This is a genomic window from Flavobacterium mesophilum, assembly GCF_039581405.1.
Classification (GTDB): domain Bacteria; phylum Bacteroidota; class Bacteroidia; order Flavobacteriales; family Flavobacteriaceae; genus Flavobacterium.
Map to the genome: position 1 here is coordinate 109,394 of NZ_JBCPXZ010000002.1, position 24,602 is coordinate 133,995.

Annotated in this window: 14 protein-coding genes; 1 reads left to right on the top strand and 13 read right to left on the bottom strand. The window is 34.6% G+C overall.

Annotated features, from left to right (window positions below):
• Nucleotides 1–26: 26 nt before the first annotated feature.
• From AAYQ19_RS05095 to AAYQ19_RS05145, 11 genes are all read right to left on the bottom strand, one after another.
• On the bottom strand, nt 27–2,582 hold the full coding sequence (locus AAYQ19_RS05095) for an alpha-L-arabinofuranosidase family protein (protein ID WP_343534570.1): 2,556 nt from the start codon (nt 2,580–2,582) through the stop codon (nt 27–29).
• On the bottom strand, nt 2,582–3,952 hold the full coding sequence (locus AAYQ19_RS05100) for a beta-L-arabinopyranosidase (protein ID WP_343534572.1): 1,371 nt from the start codon (nt 3,950–3,952) through the stop codon (nt 2,582–2,584). Before AAYQ19_RS05100 ends, AAYQ19_RS05095 begins: the two co-directional genes overlap by 1 nt.
• 149 nt (nt 3,953–4,101) lie before the next feature.
• Nucleotides 4,102–6,522, bottom strand: coding sequence for a glycoside hydrolase family 2 TIM barrel-domain containing protein (locus tag AAYQ19_RS05105; RefSeq protein WP_343534574.1), 2,421 nt, complete (start codon nt 6,520–6,522; stop codon nt 4,102–4,104).
• 156 nt (nt 6,523–6,678) lie between these two features.
• Nucleotides 6,679–8,262 carry a glycoside hydrolase gene (locus AAYQ19_RS05110; protein ID WP_343534576.1) on the bottom strand — a complete coding sequence of 528 codons (1,584 nt, stop codon included), beginning with the start codon at nt 8,260–8,262 and terminating at the stop codon, nt 6,679–6,681.
• 118 nt (nt 8,263–8,380) lie between these two features.
• Complete coding sequence (locus AAYQ19_RS05115) at nt 8,381–10,018, bottom strand: glycoside hydrolase (RefSeq protein WP_343534578.1); 1,638 nt, start codon at nt 10,016–10,018, stop codon at nt 8,381–8,383.
• A 1-nt stretch (nt 10,019) separates the two neighbouring features.
• Nucleotides 10,020–11,621 carry a RagB/SusD family nutrient uptake outer membrane protein gene (locus AAYQ19_RS05120; protein WP_343534580.1) on the bottom strand — a complete coding sequence of 534 codons (1,602 nt, stop codon included), beginning with the start codon at nt 11,619–11,621 and terminating at the stop codon, nt 10,020–10,022.
• A gap of 11 nt (nt 11,622–11,632) precedes the next feature.
• Nucleotides 11,633–14,644 (bottom strand): SusC/RagA family TonB-linked outer membrane protein, encoded by a 3,012-nt coding sequence (locus AAYQ19_RS05125; protein ID WP_343534582.1) that lies wholly within the window; start codon nt 14,642–14,644, stop codon nt 11,633–11,635.
• A gap of 46 nt (nt 14,645–14,690) precedes the next feature.
• Nucleotides 14,691–16,088 carry a hypothetical protein gene (locus AAYQ19_RS05130; protein ID WP_343534584.1) on the bottom strand — a complete coding sequence of 466 codons (1,398 nt, stop codon included), beginning with the start codon at nt 16,086–16,088 and terminating at the stop codon, nt 14,691–14,693.
• A 638-nt stretch (nt 16,089–16,726) separates the two neighbouring features.
• Nucleotides 16,727–20,761 (bottom strand): two-component regulator propeller domain-containing protein, encoded by a 4,035-nt coding sequence (locus AAYQ19_RS05135; RefSeq protein ID WP_343534586.1) that lies wholly within the window; start codon nt 20,759–20,761, stop codon nt 16,727–16,729.
• 659 nt (nt 20,762–21,420) lie between these two features.
• The gene (locus AAYQ19_RS05140) at nt 21,421–21,777 is read right to left on the bottom strand and encodes a hypothetical protein (protein WP_343534588.1); all 357 of its coding nucleotides are present in this window, start codon (nt 21,775–21,777) and stop codon (nt 21,421–21,423) included.
• 163 nt (nt 21,778–21,940) lie between these two features.
• Entirely contained in the window at nt 21,941–22,300 is a 360-nt protein-coding gene (locus AAYQ19_RS05145) for a hypothetical protein (RefSeq protein WP_343534590.1), read from the bottom strand.
• Between the two features lie 203 nt (nt 22,301–22,503).
• Here AAYQ19_RS05145 and AAYQ19_RS05150 point away from each other — a divergent pair, with 203 nt between their 5' ends.
• Nucleotides 22,504–22,923: a hypothetical protein gene (locus tag AAYQ19_RS05150; RefSeq protein WP_343534592.1), complete on the top strand. Its 420-nt coding sequence runs from the start codon at nt 22,504–22,506 to the stop codon at nt 22,921–22,923.
• A gap of 684 nt (nt 22,924–23,607) precedes the next feature.
• Here the strand turns inward: AAYQ19_RS05150 and AAYQ19_RS05155 are convergent.
• Entirely contained in the window at nt 23,608–24,069 is a 462-nt protein-coding gene (locus AAYQ19_RS05155) for a peptidase associated/transthyretin-like domain-containing protein (protein WP_343534594.1), read from the bottom strand.
• Between the two features lie 166 nt (nt 24,070–24,235).
• Entirely contained in the window at nt 24,236–24,550 is a 315-nt protein-coding gene (locus AAYQ19_RS05160) for a hypothetical protein (RefSeq protein ID WP_343534596.1), read from the bottom strand.
• Nucleotides 24,551–24,602 lie beyond the last annotated feature (52 nt).

The window sequence follows — 24,602 nt, forward strand, 5'->3', positions numbered from 1 at the left end:
TATTTTTTTATTTTTTGCTTTAAAGCTTATTTTGTTTTAATGCGCATTACGACAAACGAATACGGAGGCAATTCTTTTGAAAAGGCTTCTTTAACTGTCAGCTTTTGCGTTGAAGGTCTTGCCGTTGTATTTTCTGGTGTTCCAGTTAATATTGTATAATCAACATTCTCTATCAAATTGAAATTTGTTGTTTCAATAGATGGCGTTACCGCAACCGGAAGCACATTCACTAATTTAATAATCAAATCTCCCGAAGTATCATCTTTTACGACCGAAGCTCCAATTCGTTTGCTCACTTCTGGATTTGCATCTGATACTTTAATCGAACTTTCGATGTATTGATTCCCCGGATTTTGTCCGTATAACTTTTGAACAAAATAATTTACCGTTGGCTTTACTTCCTCATTATTGAAATAAATTAAATCGGGATTCCATTGTGTGTGTTTTTCTTTCGCTAAAAGTGGTGCATACGATGCCATTTCAACCACATCACCGTTACGCTCCACTCCTGTTAAATATAGAGCTTCCGCCAAAGCGTTGTAAAATTTATTGCCACGAGAAGCATATTCACCCAAATACACTTTCGATTTTGTACGATCATAACCATCATAAAAATTTTGATTGTTGATGAACCAACCCGGCGTTTGATAATAATGTTCGTCAACAATTGGCAATTTCATGTCATCTGCCAATTTCCAGCCTTCAACATAATCTGTTCCTTCAAAAAATGGTCCAACAGTACCAATCACGATTATTTCAGGATATTTCTGTTGTACCGCTTTTACAATCATTCGGTAGCGTTCTTCAAAAACATCGCTGATCAAATCTTCATTTCCAATTCCGATATACTTTAAATTAAATGGTTTTGGATGACCTGCTTCTGCACGTTTTTTACCCCAAGTTGTGTTCACGCTTCCATTGGCATATTCAATCAAATCCAAAACATCTTGAACATATTCGTCCATATCTTCCATCGGAATTCCGAATTGCTGTCCTGAACCTCCATCAGAAGAATTTTGGCATGGAACTCCAGCCGCTAAAACCGGAACTGCTTCGGCACCTAGATCTTCACAAAACTGAAAATATTCAAAATATCCTAATCCCATTGATTGGTGATACCCCCAAATATTTCGCATTGGAATTCTGCTTTCTAACGGCCCAATCGTATTTTTCCATTTGTAGATATTATGTAATCCGTCACCGTGCGCCACGCATCCGCCTGGAAATCTTACGAATTTTGGATGCATGTCTGCAATCGCATCAGCAAGATCTAAACGAAGTCCATTTTTGCGGTTTTTGAATGTCTTTTGTGGAAAAAGCGACACCATATCAACAGCAGTTTCGCCGTTGGTATTAATTTCTAAATGCGCGTCTTTAACCGTTTTAGACGATTTTAAAACTACATTTATCTTTTTCCAAGAAGTTGATGACGAAAGTACGGCTTCCGCCAAAGTTTCTCCACTAGCCGATTTCAAACGAACAATTGCTTTTGAACCTTTTGCAAAAACACTAAAATCGTATTTTTCATTTGCTTTTAAAGCAATTCCGTCAAAACCTGAATTGCTGATATTTCCTTTTGAAATTATGGCATAATTTGGATTGTTTGGATGAATTGGATTCTCTTTTGCAATTTTAAAATCGCCGCTCCAAGCCATTGTCGCATTCCATTTTTCGTCTCTTTCCTTTTTGTCATGAAGCGCATATTCAAAATCACGATTCTGAATCAATTCTCCATACAAACCTCCATCAGCAGCATAATTGATATCTTCAAAGAAAACACCTGTCAACATATTGCTGATTTTTTTTGATTGTTGCCCATTCACAGAAATTTGAGCTTTAACAGGTTTTAAACCCGCAAAAAGCAAACTGTCGCTTTTAGGAGTAGAACTGTCTTGTTTATCTCTAAATTTAGCCGATTCCATATTGCGAATCATGTTGTCAACCAAACTCCAATCAACATGAAACAAACTTCCTTGAACTGCTTCGCCTTGAATCGTAATTTCGTTTCTTAATTTTAAAGAAGAATTGCCATCAATTACTGATGGACTGTAATTTTTAAAATCTTTTGTAGTGCTAACATAATTTTTGCCGCTTTCGCTAAAGTGAACCAAATATTGACGGCCTTTTTGCTCCACTTGAACATTCAAAATGACCGATTTGTCTTGACCTTTTCCAACAAAACTTTTCATTCCTTGGATGTAATTTTGTCTTCCCCAATTCACTAAGTCCTTACTTTCAGAATGCGCAAAAACGTTGTCTTTTACGCTCCAAAAACAATGAAAAACCCCAGCATTGTCGCGAACTACAAACGGCTCCGACATGCTTTTTCCTGTTGGTCCCCAGCTTCCAAAATCTGATTTTAAGAAACTATATTCAGGACCAATTGAAAACCAATTTTTCTGATCGGTGCTCCACGCAAAATGAAGTCCGTTTTTTCCATTATTTTTTAAGGTCGAATAAGCGAAAAGATATACTTTGTCTGGTTTTTCTTCAGAAGATTTTACCCCAAATGCTGAGAATATAAAAAGAATTGAAAAAAGCAATACTAATGCTAAAAGGCTATTTTTTAAAAAGCGTACCATTATTTTTTACCTTTTAATTGATATAAAACTGAGGCATGCGCTTTTAAAACTGCACTAATTTCTTTCGATGAAACTTTTGATTTCTCACCTGTCCACATATTCAAAACTTCTACAGAACCAGTAAATCCAAGATCTGAAAGATTTACAGAAACATTCTGAGCCACGATATCTGAAATATTGAATAATGCTAAATAAACACTTCCATCTTTAGGATTTTTTGAAGTCACGGCAATTTTTCCGTCTTTCTGGAAAAGTTGTTTTACTTCAGTGCTTTCATTGTGCATTTTCACTACATCTTTATTTGTTAATAATGACAAAGTGAAAGCATCATTACTTGGCAAATCTCCTCCAAAAAATAAAGGCGATTTGAAAATATTAAAGAATGAAATCAAAGTATATTGTTCATCTTTTGTCAAACGTGTCATACGATCTTCACCACGCTCTCCCCTAACTGAAATACGTCCTAACGGAATCATATCACAGTCTGGCCAAGTTCCTGGCGCGATGTATGGATACCATTTTTGAGCGACATCCATTAAGTGTGTGATGTGTGGCCAAGTGTCCCAAACATCATCCACCATTCTCCACATATTCGCATGCGTTGTAACGTGTGGCGCTGCCGAAATTGGTGTTTCTCCCGGCGATGTACTTAACACAATTTTACGTCCGCATTTATCAATCGCATTTCTGATTAAGTTGATTTCACCTTCGTGATACGGTCTTGACAAATCATCAATTTTAATAAAATCAACACCCCATTGTGCATATAATTCAAAGATTGAATTGTAATATTCTTGTGCACCGGGTTTGTCTGCCACAACTGTATAATTGTCTCTCAGCCATTCACATTGCAACGCTGTCGAATAAACCTGATCTGCCGTAATTCCGTTTGCGCCTTTGATTGGCATTTTGTCTTCAACTGCTTTTTTAGGAATACCACGCATAATGTGAATTCCGAATTTCAATCCTTTTTTATGAATATAATCAGCCAAAGGTTTAAAACCTTGTCCATCTTTTGCAGAAGGAAAACGGTTTACCGCTGGCAAATATCTTCCAAATTTATCGATCACATAACGCGGATCTGTCTGGTTGTAACCACCTGCTTTGTCATTTTCAACAAACCATCTAATATCAACTACAACATATTCCCATCCATATTTTTTAAGCTCTTTTGCCATATAATCGGCATTAGCTTTTACTTCGTGTTCTTCTACTGTTGGTCCGTAACAATCCCAGCTGTTCCAGCCCATAGGAGGCGTTTGTGCCCATTGTTTGAATTCTTCTTTTCCAAATGTTTTAGTCTGCGCATTTGAAGAAACTGATACCAAAACAATTCCGACAGCAAGGGCAATTCTATTTTTTATTTTCATTTTGACTTAAATAAATGTGAATATTACACTTGTAAATATAGTAAACTTTTCTATATAAAAAACAATTAACCTGCCTGCTAACCAAAAAAGCAGACAGGTTAATCGAAAATTTAAAATAACTAACTAATTTTCTGACTTAGAAAATGCTTTTATTTCACGTTAATAGTCACTTCAACTGGTTTTAACCATTGACTCGTGAATTTAACTTTGATTGGTTGTGCTTCTCCAGTTGCCTGAATGTAAGCCGCAATATGACCGTGAAAAACTCTTTGAACGTTATCTGTATAATCTGTCATGTCGCTGTTGTTTCCTGCTTCAAGTCCTAATAAAGTTCCTGGCCCACTGATAGTGCACGTCACTTCATTATCTGAAAGCATTACAGGAAGACCGTTTTGATCTTTAACCTGAACCATGATTTTAGCAACACCTTTGTCTTTGCTTATTGTAATATCTTTTTCAGCAATTGTTAATTCTACTGGTTGTTGTGTCGAATTGATTGCGTAACGACTTACTTCTTTATCATTTTTGTCTAAACCAACTGCTTCTAATTTTCCAGAAGCAAATGGAATGTCCCAATAGATAATTCCAGTTTTTTCATCGTATGCTTTTGTATCGCCAACTACTTTTCCGTTTAATTCCAAACGCGCTTTTGCAGCATTTGTATAACAAACCACACGGATTTTTTGACCCGCTTCATAATTCCAAATTGCCCATGCATCTTTAGAAATATCCTTGTCATTTGTCAACGGATAAGTTCCAAGGTAAGCCATCGGTTTATCTGACCATAATGACTGACGGAAATATCCACGAGGTTTGATCACTCCAGCAAAATCAACTAAACCTGAGTAAAATCCTCTTGAAGGCCATCTTCCAGATTCTCCTAAATAATCAATTCCTGTCCATAAAAATTGGCCGAAAATATGTTTGTTGTTTTTAACCGCCAACCAAGGTTCCATATCGTGAACATTTTCACTTCCAAAAATCACTCTGTTTGGATATTTCTCGTGATCCGATTGGTATTTGCTTTCTGTATAATTGTAACCTGTAATATCTAAAGCACCAGGATATTCTGTTTCATTAGACATTGCCACACCTGCTAAACCAGCTGTTGTTGGGCGTGATTTGTCGTATTTTTTAACTGCAGCAACCAAGCGTTTTGCAATCGCTCCAAGACGCATTGCATCTGGTGCATCTTTTTTATAACCGCCGTAAGTTGCTTGTCCAAAACCATCTTTTCCTTTATCCAAAACTGGGTGAGAATATGGATCGTTTGGATAATCTACTTCGTTACCAATACTCCATCCGAATACAGAAAGGTGATTTCTGTCACGACGTACAAAATCTTCTAAATCTTTTTCTGCATAATCAGCAAAAATGTCGAATGTACCTTGGAAACCTGGAGTTCCGTAATTCCAACCTTCTAGCCATTTACGTTTTGGGAATTCCCATTCGTCATACGCTTCGTTTAAAACCAATAATCCTAATTCGTCGCAAAGTTCATAGAAATCTGGCGCTTGCGGATTGTGGCTCGTACGGATTGCATTTACACCAATTTCTTTCAACGTTTTTAATCTGGTTTTCCAAACTTCTCTTGGAACTGCAGATCCTAAAACTCCTGCATCATGGTGCAAACAAACCCCTTTCATTTTCATCCATTTTCCATTAAGGGCGAAACCATTATTTGGATCAAATGTGAAGTTTCTGAAACCAGTCTGAGTAACCGTTTTATCGATTTCTTTTCCGTCTTTTAAAACTGTTGTTTTCAGTTCATATAAATTCGGATTGTCTAAATCCCATAATTGCGGATTTTTGACATTTAATTTCGTTGAAATTTTACCACTTTGTTTTGCAGCAACATCGACTTTAGAAGATGATTTAGCAACCGATTTTCCGTCTTTTGAAAACAACTCATTGATGACTATCAAAGATGATTTTGCTGAAGAACCGTTTTCTACATCAACCTCAACATTCAAAGTTCCAGCTCCTTTTTTCACTTCTGGATAAGCGTAAACACCCCATTGTGCAATATGAACTGGATTTGCATAAACCACCCAAACATTTCTGTAAATTCCAGAACCGGTGTACCATCTTGAATCGGCGCTTTGGCTGTGATCTACACGAACCGAAATCGTATTTTCTCCACCGTATTTCACAAATTCTGTAGCATCATAAGCAAATGAAATATATCCGTTTGGACGTTTTCCTAAAGAATGTCCGTTGATGAAAACTTCGCTTCTATTGTAAACTCCTTCAAAATACAGATACACTTTCTCGCCCGATTTGCTTTGCGGAATATTAATTGATTTTCTGTACCAAGCAATGCCACCTGGCAAATAACCAGTACAACTCGCCAAAGTTGGGCTCAATTGTCCTTTTACACTCCAGTCGTGAGGCACGTTTACCAACTGCCATTTGCTGTCATCGAAAGTGGTGTTTTTTGCATCTGGAGTTTCTTGTAGATTAAACTTCCAACTGTCATTGATTTTCTTTGAATCTCCAAACGATATCTGACTACTCGCCGACAGACACGAAAAGAGTAAAACGGGTAAAATGATTTTTTTTGTAAACATTTTTTTTAAAGGTTCTAAGATGCTAAGATTCTGAGGTCCTAAGCTTCTTTTGGGTTTATTAATAGTTTTTCTTTTTATTGTTATTTTTTGTTTCAGGTTTCAGGTTTCAAGTTCGGTCTCAAACGTGAAACTTGGAACCTGAAACTTGAAACAATTTTAATACTGCAATTCCCCCACAAACGTCACAACTGATCTTGCTGGAATTTCCAGATTATCAATTTTCTGAATATTGCTTCTTTTTAAATTTGAAGTTTCAGAAGTGATGTAAGGCGTGAATTCATTGTTTTTTAAAGTTCCTTTTGATAAATCGAACTTGTATTTTTGAGCTGATTTTCCGCAGTTTACAGCCACTACAATCAGTTTTTTATTTTGAACATCTTTGTATGCGGTCAACATTACGTCGTTTGCAGCGTCTAATTCATTTTGGTTTGGAACATCAACTCGAAGCATTCCCGGACGCACAAAAAGAGAATAATTTCCTAAAGCCCACAGCAATTTTGAATCATGGAATTCACCATCATTTCTAACATAATTTGGTTCTGTTCCTCCGTTGCTTTTTCCGTCATCCAAATAAATCAAACCGTCTTTGTAATCTACTCTTGTGATTGAAGTCCACCATTGCCATGAAGCGGCGTTTGCTACCGCAATATCATTGTGGATTAGTCTTGCAACGAACAAAGCGGTCTGCATTCCTAAATCTCTTCCGCCTCCAGAACCGCCGGGAATTTCATTCTCTCCTGGGTTTTCCAAAATGCAATATTCCGATTGCCAATATTTTAAACCCGGATTTCTTTTAATTTCCGCTGCAATTAATTTTCGGCTTAAAACCTGTCTTTCAACTGGCCAAGTCGTAAAATAACTATGACCTAAAATCACATTTTTTACATTGGAGAATTTTGAAACATTCGTTTTTGTTTTTCCAAAGAAATACTCAATCTGATTATCTCGATTTTCTTTGTTTACATTTTCATACAAGTAATCAATTTGAGCAGCTTCGGCAATTACAATTTCAGTGTTCATTTTGTTAGCTTTCAGTTTTTCTGAAAGTGATTTGGTCAAATCATAAATTTCCTGATTCGTTGCCGGAGTTCCTTCCTGACTGTTTGTATCGCCATGTTTTGGCATCCATTCCCATTGTGGTTCATTGATCGGACTTACATAGTCGAATTTAATTCCTTCTTTTTTTTCCAATCCTTGAATACTTTGAACTAAGAAATCGGCAAATTTTGGAATTGCACCATCTTTTAGATTCAGTTTATTCTTTTGAGAAGCAAAAGACAATCCGTTGTTGGTCATAAAAACCGGCGGACTATTTGTAAAAATAAGGAATTTGTCAACGCCACGTTTTTTGGCCGCTTGTAAAAACCATCTTTGTCCTTCTTGTTTCGAAAAGTCGTAAGTTCCATCAGCGTTTAAGAAACATTCACTTCTTCTCCATTCATCTGAAACTTTACTGTTTTCACCTTGTTCTGCACTTCCTGCGCCAAGATTAAATCTCCAGATTGATAGTCCGATTCCTTTAGGATTTCCTTGTGCATCAATTTCTTTACTGAAAAGCAAATCGGCAATTGCATTCTTTTTTTGCTCTGGCCACTTTCCAACAAACTGAGTTCTCCATGCATCAGATCCTCCGAAACCGTCCATCGTTTGTACTACATTATCTGTGCTTATAGTAGCCGTTCGTTGCGCGAATGACAACGAGCAGGTTGCTAGTAAAAGCGAGATATATATTTTTTTCATTTATACTTTGTTTTTTAACCGCAAAGAGCGCTAAGATTTACGCAAGGGACGCTAAGACTTTTAAACTTTGCGAACTTTGCGCTTCTTCTTTGTGTCCTTTGCGGTTAATTTTTTATTCTTACTTGTAACTTCCAACAAAAGTCACCACTGATCTAGCTGGAATTTCTAAATTAGAAGCCTCAACTGCTGTTCCTTTTTTCAAACTTAAAGTTTCAGAAGTGGTGTAAGGCGTTAATTTATTATCTGTCAAACTTCCTCCCGAAAGATTGAATTTGTAGCTTTTTGATGATTTACTGATGTTGACTGCGACTACAACCAATTTTTTATTAGCTGCATCTTTATAAGCAGTAACCATTACATCATTTAAAGTTGTTGCATTATCAACACTCGGAATTTGAACTCTTACCATCCCCGGTTTTACGAAGAATGAAAAATTTCCTAAAGCCCACAATGTTTTTGAATCTCTGATGTAACCGTCATTTTTGCAATAATCAGCATTTCCTGCTCCGTTGCTTGCTCCATCATCAACGTGAATCAAACCATCTTTGTAATCGCCACGGCTGATTGCGGTCCACCATTGCCAAGAAGTTACACCTCCTAAAGCAATATCTGTACTAATAATACGCGCTGTCCAAAGTGCAAGAGGCATTCCTAAATCTCTTCCTGCTCCTGCTCCGCCTGGCAATTCAGAAGTTCCTGGGCTTTCTAAAACACAATATTCTGATGACCAAAGACTAACACCACCAACAGACTGAATTTTTGAAGCTGCAGATTGTCTAGACGAAATCATTTCGCTCAACGGCCAAGCTTGCCAGTAGCTGTGTCCAGAAATAGTTTTCTTTACATTGCTCAATCCAGAAATCTTTTTTGTTGAATTTGCTCCAAAGAAATAATCAATCTGGTTTGATCTGCTTTCTTTTCCAGAAACGGTTTTATAAAGTGGTTCGTAAGCTCCTGCTTCACCAACTACGATTTGAGCTGCAAGTCCTTTTGATTGTAATTTTGGAGACAATACATTTACAAAACTGTAAATATTAGCATTGGTCGCCGGAGAACCTTCTTGACCAGAGCCATCCCACTCATATTGTGGCTCATTAAACGGACTCACATAATCGATTGTCAAACCTTGTTCAGTTTTTAATTTATCTAAGGAATTAACCCAGAAATCAGCCAATTCAGGCATTTTTCCATCTTTCAAATTGTAAAATTCTTTGATGCTCGCGTGCGCTTTTCCATTTTGAGTCAAGTAGACTGGTGCGCTATTGGCGAAAGCCAATAATTTTTCAACGCCACGTTCTCTTGCCGCTTTCATGAACCAAACCTGACCGGCTTGTTTGTTCATATTATAACTCACACCATCAGTTGTAAAACATTCTGTACGTCTCCATTCGTCAGTAATATCACTTGCGTCGCCCTGTTCTGAGCTTCCTGCTCCAAGGTTAAAACGCCATAATGATAATCCGATACCTTTTGGATTTCCGTCAGCATCAACTTCTTTGCTGAATAATAAATCGGCTATTTTATTTCTTTTATCTGAAGGCCAATTTTTTCCAATAAAATTAGCTTGCCAAGCATCAGAAGCACCAAAACTTTCCATCGTCTGAAGGTTCATATCCAGATTTACATTCAATTCGGCAACCGAACTTTCTGAACCTGAATTTTCAGATTTTTCAGAATCGCAAGCCACAAAAAATGTACTTGCGAAAAGCAAGCCTGCACATAGCAGACTTACTTTATTTTGATTATTAAACCTCATTTTAATAACCAGGATTTTGTGTAATTAAACCGCCACTTAAGTCAATTTCCAATTGTGGAATTGGCCATAATAAGTTTTTAGCTGGATTAAAATTGATTCCTTTATCCTGAGGTTCTCTCAAGTTTGTAGTTTCGTAGGGATCTGTAGAACTTAAATTGTATTTCACAAAAGTTCCGTTTGGTCCCATCAAAGATTCGATAACTGGTCTTCCTGTTGTTGGATCTTTTTCACGACGGATATCATATAAGCGTAATCCTTCAAAAGCCAATTCTAAACGACGCTCTTTGTAGATTTGTTTTAATAAGGTTGGTCCAGAAATTCCTGTTTTTGGATCTAATTTTACACGAGCTCTGATGATGTTGATATCAGCCAAAGCATCTCCACTTGTGTGGTAACTAGCTTCTGCTCTTGTCAAATACATTTCCGCCAAACGAATCAACGGAATGTTTAATGGCAAGTGACCGTCTTTTTTATCTAATGCACGACGTGTTGCAACTGGAATATAATATTTACGGCAAATACGTCCTGATTTATTATCATTTAAACTGAATTTGTGTGTTGGGTTCAAAACCTCATCTCCGTAAGCTGCTTCACCCCATTTTGTGATTGTACTTCTGCGACGGATTACATCATTTTCAGATAAATAAGCATTTTCTAAATCGCTTGTTGGCATACACCATCCCCAACCGTCAAGAACATCTCCCGCATCGTTGCTTGGGAAATTCTTTTTGTCTTCACCTCTAGCTCCAGCTAAAGTTGGCAAAGCAGAACCTAAACTTTTATCTTGAACAGATGAAGATTGCGCTTCAAGAATTGATTCAACACCATTGTGGTTATTTACATTCCATATATTCAAGAAATCAGCTTCAAGAGCATAAGGTCCTTCTGTAATAACTTTGTTTGAATATTGTTTTGCCTCAGCCCATTTTTCTTGGAACAATGACACACGTGCCAATAAAGCATAAGCTGCCCATTTGTTGATTCTTCCTTCTCTGTTAACTGGAATAGTTTCCAATTTTGCAGCAGATTCTTTAAGGTCGGCTTCAACTTGTTTGTAAACATCAGCAGCAGTAGCTCTTTGTAATTTCAAATCGCCAGTTCCTAATGAAGTTGTATATACTGGAACACCTCCAAAAAGATTCACCAATTCATAGTAGCAATATGCTCTCACAAATAGTGATTCTCCCATGTATTGATTTTTTTGCGCTTCGGTAATTGGCGATAAAGCCATTTTCTCTAAACCAATATTTGCCGATTGAATCGTATAAAAATGCGCCGTGTAAATACTGTTCATATCACCCATGTTATCAGGCGTGATGATGTATTGTGAACATGGTCTGTGCGCACCGCTATCTTGTCCTGTGTTACCCATCCAAGCGTCGTCAGTCGACATTTCGTTCGTAACTCTTGGCGCAATTAAAGTCCACCAGTCATTCGGGATTAATAATCTTCGAGTTAATTCGTTGGTATAATTTTCACACTCTTGTGCAGTCTGAAAATAATTTTCCAAAGTTTGTGTTCCTCTTTGCTCTTTTTCAATGAAATCACTGCAAGATGTTGCTAGAAGAGAAAACGTTAGTATAGATAATATGATTTTTTTCATGTTCGTTTTGATTAAAATGCTACATTAAGTCCCATTAAGATTGTTGGCTGTACTGGATAATTCCATCCTGCAAAACCAGAACCTAAAACTCCTCCTCCTACTTCAGGATCAACTCCTGTAAATTTTGTCCAAGTCCAAATATTTTGACCTGATAAAGAAACTCTCAATTTATCCAAACCGAATTTATTGTAGAATGAATACCCAACTTGAAGGTTTTTCAAACGCACATACGATCCATCTTCAACATATAAAGAAGAGAATTTTGTAAAGTTTTCGTTGTTGTCATCTTTTGACAAACGAGGAATAGAGTTTGAAGTCCCTTCTCCATGCCAAGCCATTTGATCCAATCCAGCAACTTTGTTTGTCAAACTTGCACCATTGTATAAATCTGAAATATTTTGGTTAACCAAATCATTTCCAATACTTGAATAAAAATTCGCAATTAAATCAAAGTTCTTATAACCAAAATTCAGGTTTAGACCCACATTGTAATCTGCCCAAGGAGAACCAATTTTTGTTCTATCCTTATCGTCTATTTTTCCATCTCCATTGATATCTTTAAAACGAACATCTCCTACTTGCGCATAAGGCTGTAATTTTGTTCCGTGCTCGTCTGTATGAGAATTGATCTCTGTTTGATTTTGGAACAATCCATCCGCAACATATCCGTAAAAATATCCTGGCTCATTTCCTTCAACAGTTAAAGTTCTGTTGCTTGCTCCATATAATTTTTCGCCATCAGCAGATAAATTCAACATTTTTACATTTACTGTTGTAAAAGTCACATCTGCACCCCAAGAGAAATCTCCTTTTTTGTCTTTATACGAAACCAATAAATCGATACCGCTTGATTCCATTGAACCAACGTTTGTCCACATTGTAGAATATCCAGGAAAACCACTGTATGTTGGGAATTGTTTCAAGAAAAGCATATCATGCGTTTTCTTTTGGTAATATTCCAAAGATCCAGAAAGTTTGTTTCTCCATAATCCGTAATCCAATCCGAAAGAAATATCCTCAACAGTTTCCCATTTAATGTCTTTATTCGCCATTGTAGAAGGATAAGCAGTATCAGCAATATTATCTCCAATTGGGTAAAAACCTTGCCCGATATTAGATTGATAAACCGCACTTGGCAAGTTTTGATTTCCAACTTTACCCCAACCTGCTCTGAATCTTAAATCGCTCAAAACATCTTTTGTAGATTCCATAAAATCTTCATTCAAAATTCTCCATGAAACCGATGCTGAAGGGAAATTTGCCCATTTGTTGTTTTCCATAAATTTTGAAGAACCATCACGTCTGAAAGTACCTGTGAAATAATATTTTCCGTCATAGTTATAAGAAAAGCGAGAAATATAAGACATCAAAGAATTTGAAGTACTAGTACCACTGCTGTTACGATTTTTTGTAGCTGCGTTTAATTCTCTCATAGAATCAGAATTATTTGGAACTCCTTCTCCATATCCCCAAAGTGTACTTTGGTTGTATTCTTCCATTGTATTACCAATCATCAAAGACGCATTGTGCTTTTCTGCAAATGTCTTAGTATAAGTAATTGTATTTTGCCATGACCAGTTAACATCAGTAGTGTTCCATTTTTCAACGCTGTTGATTTCTGCTTTTTCGTGTGCAGCATCAATTACGAAATCAGGGCTGAATTTATTTCTAACGATATCACCCACTTCAATCGAAGCTTGAGAACGAATTACTAATCCTTTGATTGGCGTGTATTGCAAATAACCGTTTGTGTTTAAGTTGTATTGATCTGTAAAATCATCATAACGTTTTACAGCTGCAACTGGATTCCAAACGTATGATGGAGAACGAGCATAAATGCTGTATTCGTTTTCAGTTCCGTTTAATTGATCTGCTGGTTTGTAAATTGGCGTTACAGGATCAATTTTGTCAAAATCTGCCCAGTTTCCAGGTGAACCATACGTTTCATAACGTGGGTTTAATGTAATTCCAGCAGAGAATTTATCCGAGAATTTAAAATCATTTGCGATTCTCATTGTAATTCTTTCCCATCCTCCTACTTCATACATAGATTCTGAATTGTAGTAGTTTAAGCTTACAGCGAAAGTATGTTTATCAGAACCTCCAGTAACTCCTAGAGAAGCATTTACAACAGGGCTTCCTTTTCTGATTCCTGCGTTCCACCAATCCGTACTTTTACCTTGGTATTGTGAAGGATTTGGCAAATAATCTGAATAACCTGAATTATTGTAAGCCGTATTCATGATCGTTGCATAACCCACTGCATCTGCCATATGATACGGATTGTTCATAATTTGCATTCCTGAACTTGTATCAAAATTGAATCTTGTTTTTCCAGCTTTTCCTTTTTTAGTTGTAATCAAGATAACCCCATTTGATGCACGAGAACCATAAATTGCACTCGCAGAAGCATCTTTCAAAACTTCCATCGATTCAATTTCGTTATTGCTTAAGAAGTTGATGCTTGTTCCCATTGGGATTCCATCAACAACATAAAGGGGATCTGTACTCAAGTTTACTGTAGAAATACCACGAATCAAAACTCTTGGTTGCGCTCCAGGACCACCTGCGCCCACAACCTGAACTCCAGAAACTTTTCCTTGAAGTGATTCCGTTACGTTTCCTACTGTCATTGTTTGAAGCTCTTTTCCTTTTACAGAAGAAATAGAACTCGTTACATCACTCTTTTTTACAGCAGCATAACCTACAACAACAATCTCATCTAGAGCTTGGCTAGATTCTTCTAAAACAATATCAAAATTTGTTTTATCACCAACTGGAACTAATTTATTAGCAAAACCTACAAAAGAGAATTCAAGTTGTGCATTTTTATTTGGAACCTCGATTACGAACTTTCCATCAAAATCTGTCGACGTATTAGTTGAAGTTCCTTTTACAACTATATTAACTCCTGGAATTGGCACAGAAGCTTTGTCCTTAACAGTACCTCCTATTTTTATTTGTCCAAATGATACCGCAGTACACATAAGGGCAATAAAAAATCCTATATATTTTAATTTCATATTAAGCTGTTTTATTAATTAAATGTTACAACAAAGTCATAACAACTTATTTTTTAGTGATGAAGACTCTTTCTAACTCCGTGTCAAGAACTACTTTGTAAACTCCCGCAGTTGCTGGATATTTCGCATTTCCATTTTCACCTGGCGACATTGTACAAATACCGTTTTTGATTAATCTCCAAGAAGGATCCCACCATTGACCAGTAAAAGTCGCTTCCATAGTTCCTGTCAAAGTATATTCTCCAACTAATTGATATGGATTTGAAGCATTGTTAGCTAAATGCAATCCTGTCATCACCCATGCATTCCAAGTATCCCAGTTTGCATCTTTGATTCCGCCACCGCAAACACTTACAAATGGTTTTCTCAGTGCCGCGTCATCATGCCATAATCCATTGGCGATATCAGCCCAAACTTTGCTAGTTGGCGTGTATTTTTCAGCAGTATATTTTAATGTATTTGGGTTTACTTTGATTTTGTAATATCCTTTTGTTGGTAAAATAATTGGTGCTGAAGCAACATCATCCACTAATTCACCTGCAGCATTTAAACCAAAACAATGTGGGGCAAAATCTGATTCTTGACCTAAGAAATAAACTTCCTTATTGTCTTTATCTGCGTAATATTTAAATTCGAAATCTTGTCCGCTTTTCTCATGGAAATACATTGGAACACCAACTGCATCAGTTGTTAAATTTGTTCCTTTTGGTTGATCACATAAAAAGATTGCTGGATATTCGTTTGTTGCTACGATATTTACATTTAAAGATCCTGTATTTGGAATCGCAAATTTATCTCTAGCTGTAATTGTCAAAACATAATCTGCAGCAGTTACAGGCAACGTATAGGTTTTGTTGAATGTATAAGACTGAGGAGATCCTGTCAATTGAACCATTTCATTAATTCCTAAAGCCTCGCACTGTACTTGTACATAATCAATACCTGAATCGTCGTTTACTACAAAGTTTACCGGCATTTGGTTGCTTGTTGACAATAAAATGACTGCTCCTTCTTTTGGCGTAACCATAGTGATTGATGGCGCAGCAAATTCACCATCTAAACGAAGATTGATTTCTTCGTTAACGGCATTTCCAGAAACGTCCGTAATAGTCAATTTGATTTTGAAAGCTTCAGAAGTTCCTCTGTTTGCTGGAACTTCAAAAAAGTAACTTAGATCGTATGATTTAAGTAAAGGATCTGTTGCGAATGTAATTACTTTATCAAGTGATAATTCTGGAATTTGAATTTCTACACTTTTTAATCCTAAATCATCAGCAAGAGCCGCTTTGATTTCGAATTTTCTGTTTGGCGCGCCATAAATTTCCTTTGTAGCAACTACTACTGTCGGATCATCAGATGGAGCGAAATCTGAATCGTTGCTTTGACATCCTGCAAAGAAGATGGCAAAAGCGGCAAGAAAAAATAAAAATATATTTTTTTTCATTTCTTAAATTTTAAGGTTAGGTTAGTTTGTTTGTTTTTAAGCGTAAAGTGATTGTTTAATTAAATGAGTTGGACTCACTTTTGAGGATCTAAATTGTCTTTTCCTTTTTGGAGACGAAAACAGACAATGAAAAATCGGTGGTTGGGTTTTTGTCATGTTAGTAAAGTTTGATTAATATTTCCTTTTTTTTCTTTTTCTTATTAATGAAGCTTTATTTTTTTTGGCCCGCAGTTTTGTCGCGGGCCAGATAAGTAATACGTAAAACCAACTCTTACAATCTTATTTTAAAGAAGGCTCAATTCTTTAAACTGATTAAAAACTTATCAAAAAAATAACACTTATAATTTTACACAGTAACACCACTTAATCTGTTACTACAGGTGCAAAGAAATGTTTAAATCACACTTCTAAGGAGGGGTAAAATGGAAAAAAAAGGAGGTCAAAATTGTAATTAACTAATATTTATAATTAAAAATTAACGAGTCTTAAAAAATAACCGAATATTTTTACAGAATCTGCAATTATTGAAAAAATCGATGTTTTGATGCTAAAACGTTTGAGTTTTTTCAAAAAAATGCACTCTCATTCGCAAAATGCAATTGAGTTGTTAAGAAAATGTAAAGTTTGAAAGATGATTTTTAACTGATAATATTCAAATCAGAATTAAAAGAGCTCTTATATTTTTTGATGTATTCGGAAGGAGTCATTCCAAAAAGTTTCACAAATTGTTGTCTAAAATATTTAGGATCTTCAAAACCAACTTCGGCACTTGCTTGTGCGATATTCATATCTTCAGTAAGCATCAACATCGCGGCGCGACGAATTCTTAAAGATCGAATAAAGGCATTCAAAGTTTGTCCTGAAATAATCTTGATTTTGGTATAAAGCGTTCTGTGGCTCATTCCCATTTCCTGTGCAAATGTTTTAATGGTAAAATCTTTTTTATGAATATTCGCTTCTACAATATCAATACACTTCTTCAAGATAAACTGATATTCCGCTGGAACTTTTTGCGTGTTTTCTTTTAAAGTAATACTGTCCAAGAAATACGTTCGAAGATTGCTTCGGTTTTTCAATAACGATTCCACACGCGCTACCAAAATATCATCATCAAAAGGTTTCATGATATAATCATCGGCGGCATCATTGATTCCTTGCAAATGTGTTTCAGGATTTTTTGAAGCCGTCAATAAAATAACCGGAATATGCGACAAATCGTTGCTTTCTTTTATTTTTCGGCACAATTCTAAACCATCCATTTGCTCCATAGTAATATCACTGATTACTAAATCTGGCATGTGTTTTTTAGTCAGTTTTAATCCTTCTTCCCCATTTTCAGCACTGTAAACCATATAATTTTCCGAAAACATTTTGATTAAATAATTTCGGATATCATCATTATCGTCAATAATTAAAACCGTACGTTTTTCCGTCAGCATTACTTTTTGGAAATCGGTTTCTGCAACTTGATTGTTAGCTGTATTGTTTTCTTCAGCGTCATCAATAATCAATTCGTCAAAAAGCTGGCTTCTAACTTGAACATCATTTGTGATTACAGCATTTTCAAAATGATCACTTCCTTTTAAGAATGTCAATTTGAAAATACTTCCTTTTCCAATTTCACTGCTGCAGCTGACTTTTCCTTTGTGCTTGTCAACAAAATATTTTACGATAAAAAGTCCGATTCCAAAACCAGTTCCAATCGAAACCTTAGAATTGATTTGCTTGAATTTTTCAAATATTACCTCAATATCTCCTTTGTCGATTCCTTCTCCACTATCTGAAATTTCCATTTCAACTTCAGCATTACTTTCAGTCAATCTCAAATTAATTTCACCTCCAATTGGCGTGTATTTAAAAGCATTCGACATTAAATTGAAAAGCGAAATTTCGATTTTTTCATAATCGCCAATAATCTCAATTTCATTCTGCGGAATATCAAAATTGTAATTAATATTTTTATCTTTTGCCTGATTTACAAAACATTGATAGACTTCATTACAAAGTTTATTGACATTAATTGGTGACAATCTTAAAGAATCAGCATCATTCTCGGCTTTTCTAAAAAGCAAAAGCTGATCGACCAAACTCAAAAGTCGTCTGGCATTTCGGTGCGCAATCGCCAAATCACTGCCCGAAGAACCGTTTTCTACACGTTCCTTCTGAACGGCTTTTTTCAGCGGATTAATAATCAGCGAAAGCGGCGTTCTAAATTCATGCGAGATATACGTAAACATCGACGATTGTTTCTCGGCAATTTCCTTTTCTTTTTTGCTTTCCAGCTCCGCAATTTTGACTTTATACTTTAGCTTTTCTTTATTTTTTTGGTAATCCAAATAAACAAATAATGCGCCTGCAATGGCAAACAAATACAAGGTATACGCCCACCAGGTTCTGTACCAAGGTGGCAATACTTGAATAGAAACTAAACTGACTTCTTTATTCCAACCCCCTTTAAAATTGGTTGTTTTTACCTTGAATGTATATTTCCCTTCCGGTAATCTTGAGTAATTTGCTTTTCGGGCTTGACCCACATAATTCCATTGTTCGTCCCAGCCTTCTAAGAAATAAGCGTAATTGATTTTATCGGCATTATTGTAATCAATCGCCACAAATTCTAATGACAAAGCGGTTTGGTCATAATCCAAACGAACTTCTTTCATTTTGCCCGAATCTGAAACTTCAACTTTGCTTTCTTCAATTGATTGATTGTTTACCGAGAAATCACTCAGCAATAAATTATTTTTCTGATTATAGCCTTTTATTGCTTCTGGAAAAAAGATGTTGAAACCGTTGATTCCGCCAAAAAGAAATTCTCCGGTCGATAATTCGATTCCGGCATTAAAACTAAATTGATTGCTTTGCAAGCCATCATTAACGGAGAAATTTCGAAACGTTTGTCGCTTTTTATCAAATCTACAAACACCGTTGTACGTACTCATCCAAAGATTTCCTTCTTTATCTTCCAGAAGTCGTAAAATCGTATTCGACGGTAAACCGTCATCTGAAGTTAGCCTTTTAAACGTATTGTTTTTTCGGTCAAACAATAAAAGTCCGCCCTCTTGAGTTCCCAGCCAAAGATTTTTGTCTTTGTCTTCGTGGATGCAACGAATTGGATTTCCAATGGAAACTTTAGTAATTTTTCGAGTATTTTTTTCGATCGAAAACAAACTGGTGTAATTGCCGCCCCAAAGTTTACCGTCACTAGTTTCGGTCAAACATTGCAAGTTTGTAACCGATTTGTCAAAAAGCACAAAACTGTTTTTTGTTCGGTCAAAAAGATAAAGCGAACCTTCATTGGTCGCACTCGCCCAAATATTGGCTTTTGAATCTTTGTAAACAAACCAAATGTTCTTTTCAATTTGTTTCGTAAAAGGATTAAAACAGGAATATTGCGTAACCGAATTGTTTGCCGGATTGATTTTATTCACGCCACCCGCCCAAGTCGAAAGCCAGATTTCATTATTATTATCCCGAATAATTCCAGTAATAAACGGACTCGAAAGCTTGTTTCCGTAATTGATGTACGAGTTTGTTTTTCGGTTCCAATATTTCAAACCAGCGCCGTCAGTTCCTACCCAAAGATTCTTTTTTTCATCTTCGCAGAAAGACAAAATGAAGTTTTCGGCCGGATTTTTAGCATTGTAGCGAATGCTTTTGAAATACTTTGGCGTATTACTCAACATACTGATGCCACCACGAAGCGAACCAAACCATTTGTTGCCGCCTTTGTCTTCGTATAAACTCCAAACCGAATTGCTTTTTGCCAACTGATTTTCGTTGACTGTATTAAATGAAATGGCTTTTTTATTTGTTCCGATGACTTTGTAAATACCACAACCGTCTGTCGTGATCCAAAGTTCTTTTTTCTTGTCTACCAAAAGATCGGTGACACTACATTTATTCGAAAAATAATTGTCTGAAATAATACCAGTTTTGGTATTGAATAGAAAAAGACCTTCGTCAGTTCCGAGCCAAAGATTTCCGTCAGAAGCTAATTTCATTGATTTGACTTCTTTAGAAAGCGAAAAAACAGCTTTTAAAGTTTTAGCCGAATAACTGTAGCTGCAAATTCCGACATTGCGCACGTACACCCAAGAATGATTGTTTTTTTTGTCTTCCTGAATTGCAATAGCATCGTAATTATTGATATTAATTTTATTTTCTAAAGCTTTTAGGGGAATCTGCTTTCCAATAAAAGAACCATTTTCGAAACTTACTAAACCCAGACTTTGAGAAGCAATCAAAAACAGATTCTCAGAAACGGAGCGCATCTGATGAATAATATCGTTTAAAATTTTCTTTTTATTTCCCGAAAAATATTCCGCAGGCTGAAATGTTGCAGTTGATTTATTATAAATACTGATTCCGTTTGCGCCTCCAACCCAAATGTTTTTTCTTGAATCGCCTTCGATATTATAAATCGCATTGAAAGAAAGGGATTTTTTGTCGTTGATTCGGTTACGGAAAACTTTAAAATTGTAGCCATCATAACGGTTAAGTCCGTCATAAGTTCCGAACCAAATATAACCTTCGCTATCCTGAAAAATTGTCGTCACCGAGTTGTTAGACAAACCATCAGAAATATCAAGAAATTTCACAGGATTATCCTGCGCAAAACTCAGCGAAGTGAAACCAAATAACAGTATAAAATGCAGAACAAAATACTTCAAAATAGAATGCTTTTATTGGAATTTGTGTAGAAACCACAATTATAAGCCTATTTATAGCAATTTTGCAAAAATCAATTCATAAAATTTTGATTTTACGACTGATATGTAAGATTAAATCTTACGTTTTTATTTTTAGTAAAGGATTGCTTATAAAATGTTTTTATGAAAATCTCTGCTAAAAATTAGAAGATTTTTGAGAAGTATATTATTCTTAACATACATAAAAATTGCGTAAAATTTTTACAACTCTAATCTAAAACTCTTGATAAAAATAACTTGAAACAATAAGTAATAACATTGATAGAGGGAGACATAAATACAATAAAAATGAATATTTGCCTAGATTATAAGTATTGTCTTCCATGATTATTTTACCATTGCCTCTCTTAGTAAAATAATAGTAGTTAAAAATACAGAAAGTAATAGGGCCAATAATAGCTAATTTTCTAATATCATAAACATTATGAATTTTGAAAATAAGAAATATCACATTCATAACAGTTATAAAATTACTCGTCTGCATAATAGCTAACATTAAATAAACTGATACTTCTGGATCGTTATTTTTTTTAGCGCTTTGAAGAAAGAAGTAGTAATAATTTAATTTATATATTCTTAGCATTTTTTTAATCTTTAAACATTTCAGAATGAAAAATAAATCAACGAAATAACAAACTTTGATTACAATACCTTTGCAAAAAATATTTTGAGCAAAATGGTCCCCAAAACAATGAAGAAATTAAAATAACAAAAAATATGATGGTTACTATTATGGAAATTCTCTCATTGTTAAAAAACATTGGTTTAGAAATTACAATCTTTTTCCCTCTTCCTGATTTAAAAAAATAAAAATAATTAAACAGCAAAAACAAAATACTGATTCCGATCATTAGCCATTTATTCATCCGTACACCCAAAAAACGAATTAAAAGCATGTCCATAATCACACTTGTAAAAAATCCCTCTCCAAATCCTAATGCCCATACTGTTAAAGCATGAGGCTCATCATCTTTCAAGATTTTTTTATAAAATAGATAACAGTAATAATATATAACATCCATATAATACAACTAAATTTTCAAAGGTTTTGATTTCAAATCTGGGGTAACGGACTGCTTAAAGCATTTCTGTCCAAAAAAAAATATTACAAGCCATAGTTTACGTATATGAGCTTGCATTTTAATTACAATTACAATTTGATTCGGCAAAAGAACTTAATGGTCTATTAATGCTTGGCATCCAGTCTAAATAAACCACACATATACTATCTCCTGCTTTTGATAAATCTTCAACATTTGAATTTCCACTGTAGACTTTTCCTTTTATCCAAAAATTGTAAACTAATGTACTTCGAAGACCTCTAACTTTTGTTGTTTCTTTTGTCAGAACAGATTTTACGCAAACTCCTTTATACTCTAATATAATATTCTTAAAAACTATCTTAATAAAAAATAAAAACATAAAACAAATAAAGATAAAGCTGATTATTCTTCTAAAATTAAATAGTTTTACTTTTTTTGATTTCTTCACGTTTTTCATTCCTTATTACTTTAACAGTTCGTGCTATTAATATTAGCAGTTTTCTCGCTAAGATAGAATTTATTTTAATTTTTCAAGATCAATAAATATTTTCAAAAAAAACACACAAACAACACATTATTAAACACTTACAAACAAAAACCATTTATTGAATCAATATTTTTTTTACCTTTAATACATTCCAACAACTTAAAAATAATATTATGAAAAGAACCGTATTAATTGTAATGGTTTTATTTGGAGCCATTTCGTTTGCAAATGCACAAAGTGTAGGAGATCTTACAAAGGCCGCAAGCAAAGCATCTCAGACCGCAGTTCCTTCGTTTGATGTTGCCAGTATTTCGAACCAAGTTATGGGATTGCTGAACCCGAAGTTGAAATTAACCGATGCACAAAAACCTATTGTAAATTCGTTGGTAAATGAAACTCTTAATAAAAAGAAAAGCATTTTACCAACAATGGCGACTGACAAAGCAGGCTACACCTCAAAAATGACAGCCAATAGAGAATCATTTCTCACTAAAATGAAAAAGAATATCACCCCAACACAATTTTCAGCATTAACTTCTTTATTGCCAAAATCAGCTTCTTCGGCATCGGCATTGGCACAAATGCTTTATTAAGGAAATAGAAATAAAAAAAGCAAAATAGTTATCTATTTTGCTTTTTTTCAATACGTTACTAAAACACCTTAAATACAACCTTACAGACTAATCCCATCTTTTATTTAATAATTCTATTTATAAAAGGAAATTTTTTATTAAACTCAATTCTAATTCTATTTCCTACTGTCAATCCTCTGATATAACTATTTTCTGTGTAAGTAGTTCCATTATATATAAATTCATACGAATAAGTAAATTTATCGGCCAGATGTCCTCTTCTTTCATAATTTTTCTCATCGATTACATATGCGTAAGTTATCTCAGTATCATATGAGTTTAAAATCCAAGAATAAAGTAATGGTTTTCTAGATATGTATAGAAAAAAACACAAGAAGAGAAGTAATTTAATATAATCTCTTCCGTATTCTTTAAAATGTTTCTTTTTGCGAACTTTTTTTCGTCTTGAATTCATTAATAATTTTATCTTATCTTTTTTTTTAATCTAAGCAATTCAGCTGGGGCTAGCGTCTCGCTCGTGCGCTCGCGAAAGCAACGGAAATAAAGTCGGGACACTTTTTAGAATTTATTGGTTCTAAGATATTAAAAAAATGCGCAAATTTAGTCCCAAAAACTTTCGGGATTGAGCAGCTTTTCTAATATTAAAACTCTTTAAGGAGCGGAAAAAAAATACCTAATGCCATTTTATATAGAACTTTTCTTTGCGTGAGGAATAAATTCTATTGTATAACAAACCTTATCCGTTAAAAACAAACCTTTATTAAATGCTTCTTTATGAAGTTCTGGCAACTTCTTAAATTCTTTCATTCGGAGTCTATCTATTTTTTTGAAAGTCATAAAATCATTTGTACCTGCTAATAGCATCACAAGCTCAACATTATCACATTTATCTTCAAGCTTAATGGGTGTCTTTTCTAATCCAATATCTATAAAGACAATTTTTTGTTCTGAAATAGGAATTTCTATTTTGAAATAACCATTCAAATCTGTTTGTCCTACTTTAATTGTGTCATTAATCATAATTGACACAAATGACATGGTTTCCATATCGTTAGAAATCACTCTTCCCTTTATTGTTTTATTCTGAGAATAAAGACTATATATTGAAACGTTGAATAAAATAAAAAATATTAGTAATCTCTTCATCTATAATTTAAAAAAAAATATAATTTAAAATTGAAAACATATTGGACATCTATGACTTTAAATGCAATACCAAAATATACAAAAAAAAGTGCAAAGTCAGTCCCGAAAACTTTCGGATTGAGTCGTTTTTTATAAGAACTCTTCGCAAAAGGTGGTGAAGAACAATCTACTTTTTATCTCCAGCAATTCTATTCATGAAAGGAAACATTTCACAATATTCAACTTTTACTGAATCTCCGACTTCGTATTTTCTATTATAACTTGGATTAACATATTTTTTATCATTAACATTAAATTCGTAATAATAAGTAAAAGCTCCAGTAATATATCCTCTTCTTAAAAATTCTTTTTTATTTATAATTTTCCCTTGTGCTGTTTTGGTAGTAACAAAATTTAATAATGGCCTATAAATTAGTACATTCTTATTTAAAGAAAATAATAGTATAAAAAAAATTATAAAAAATTTGATTTTATTATCCATTAGTCTGTATTTTTTTTAACCAAGCTACTTAAATATATGCTACTTTGCATAA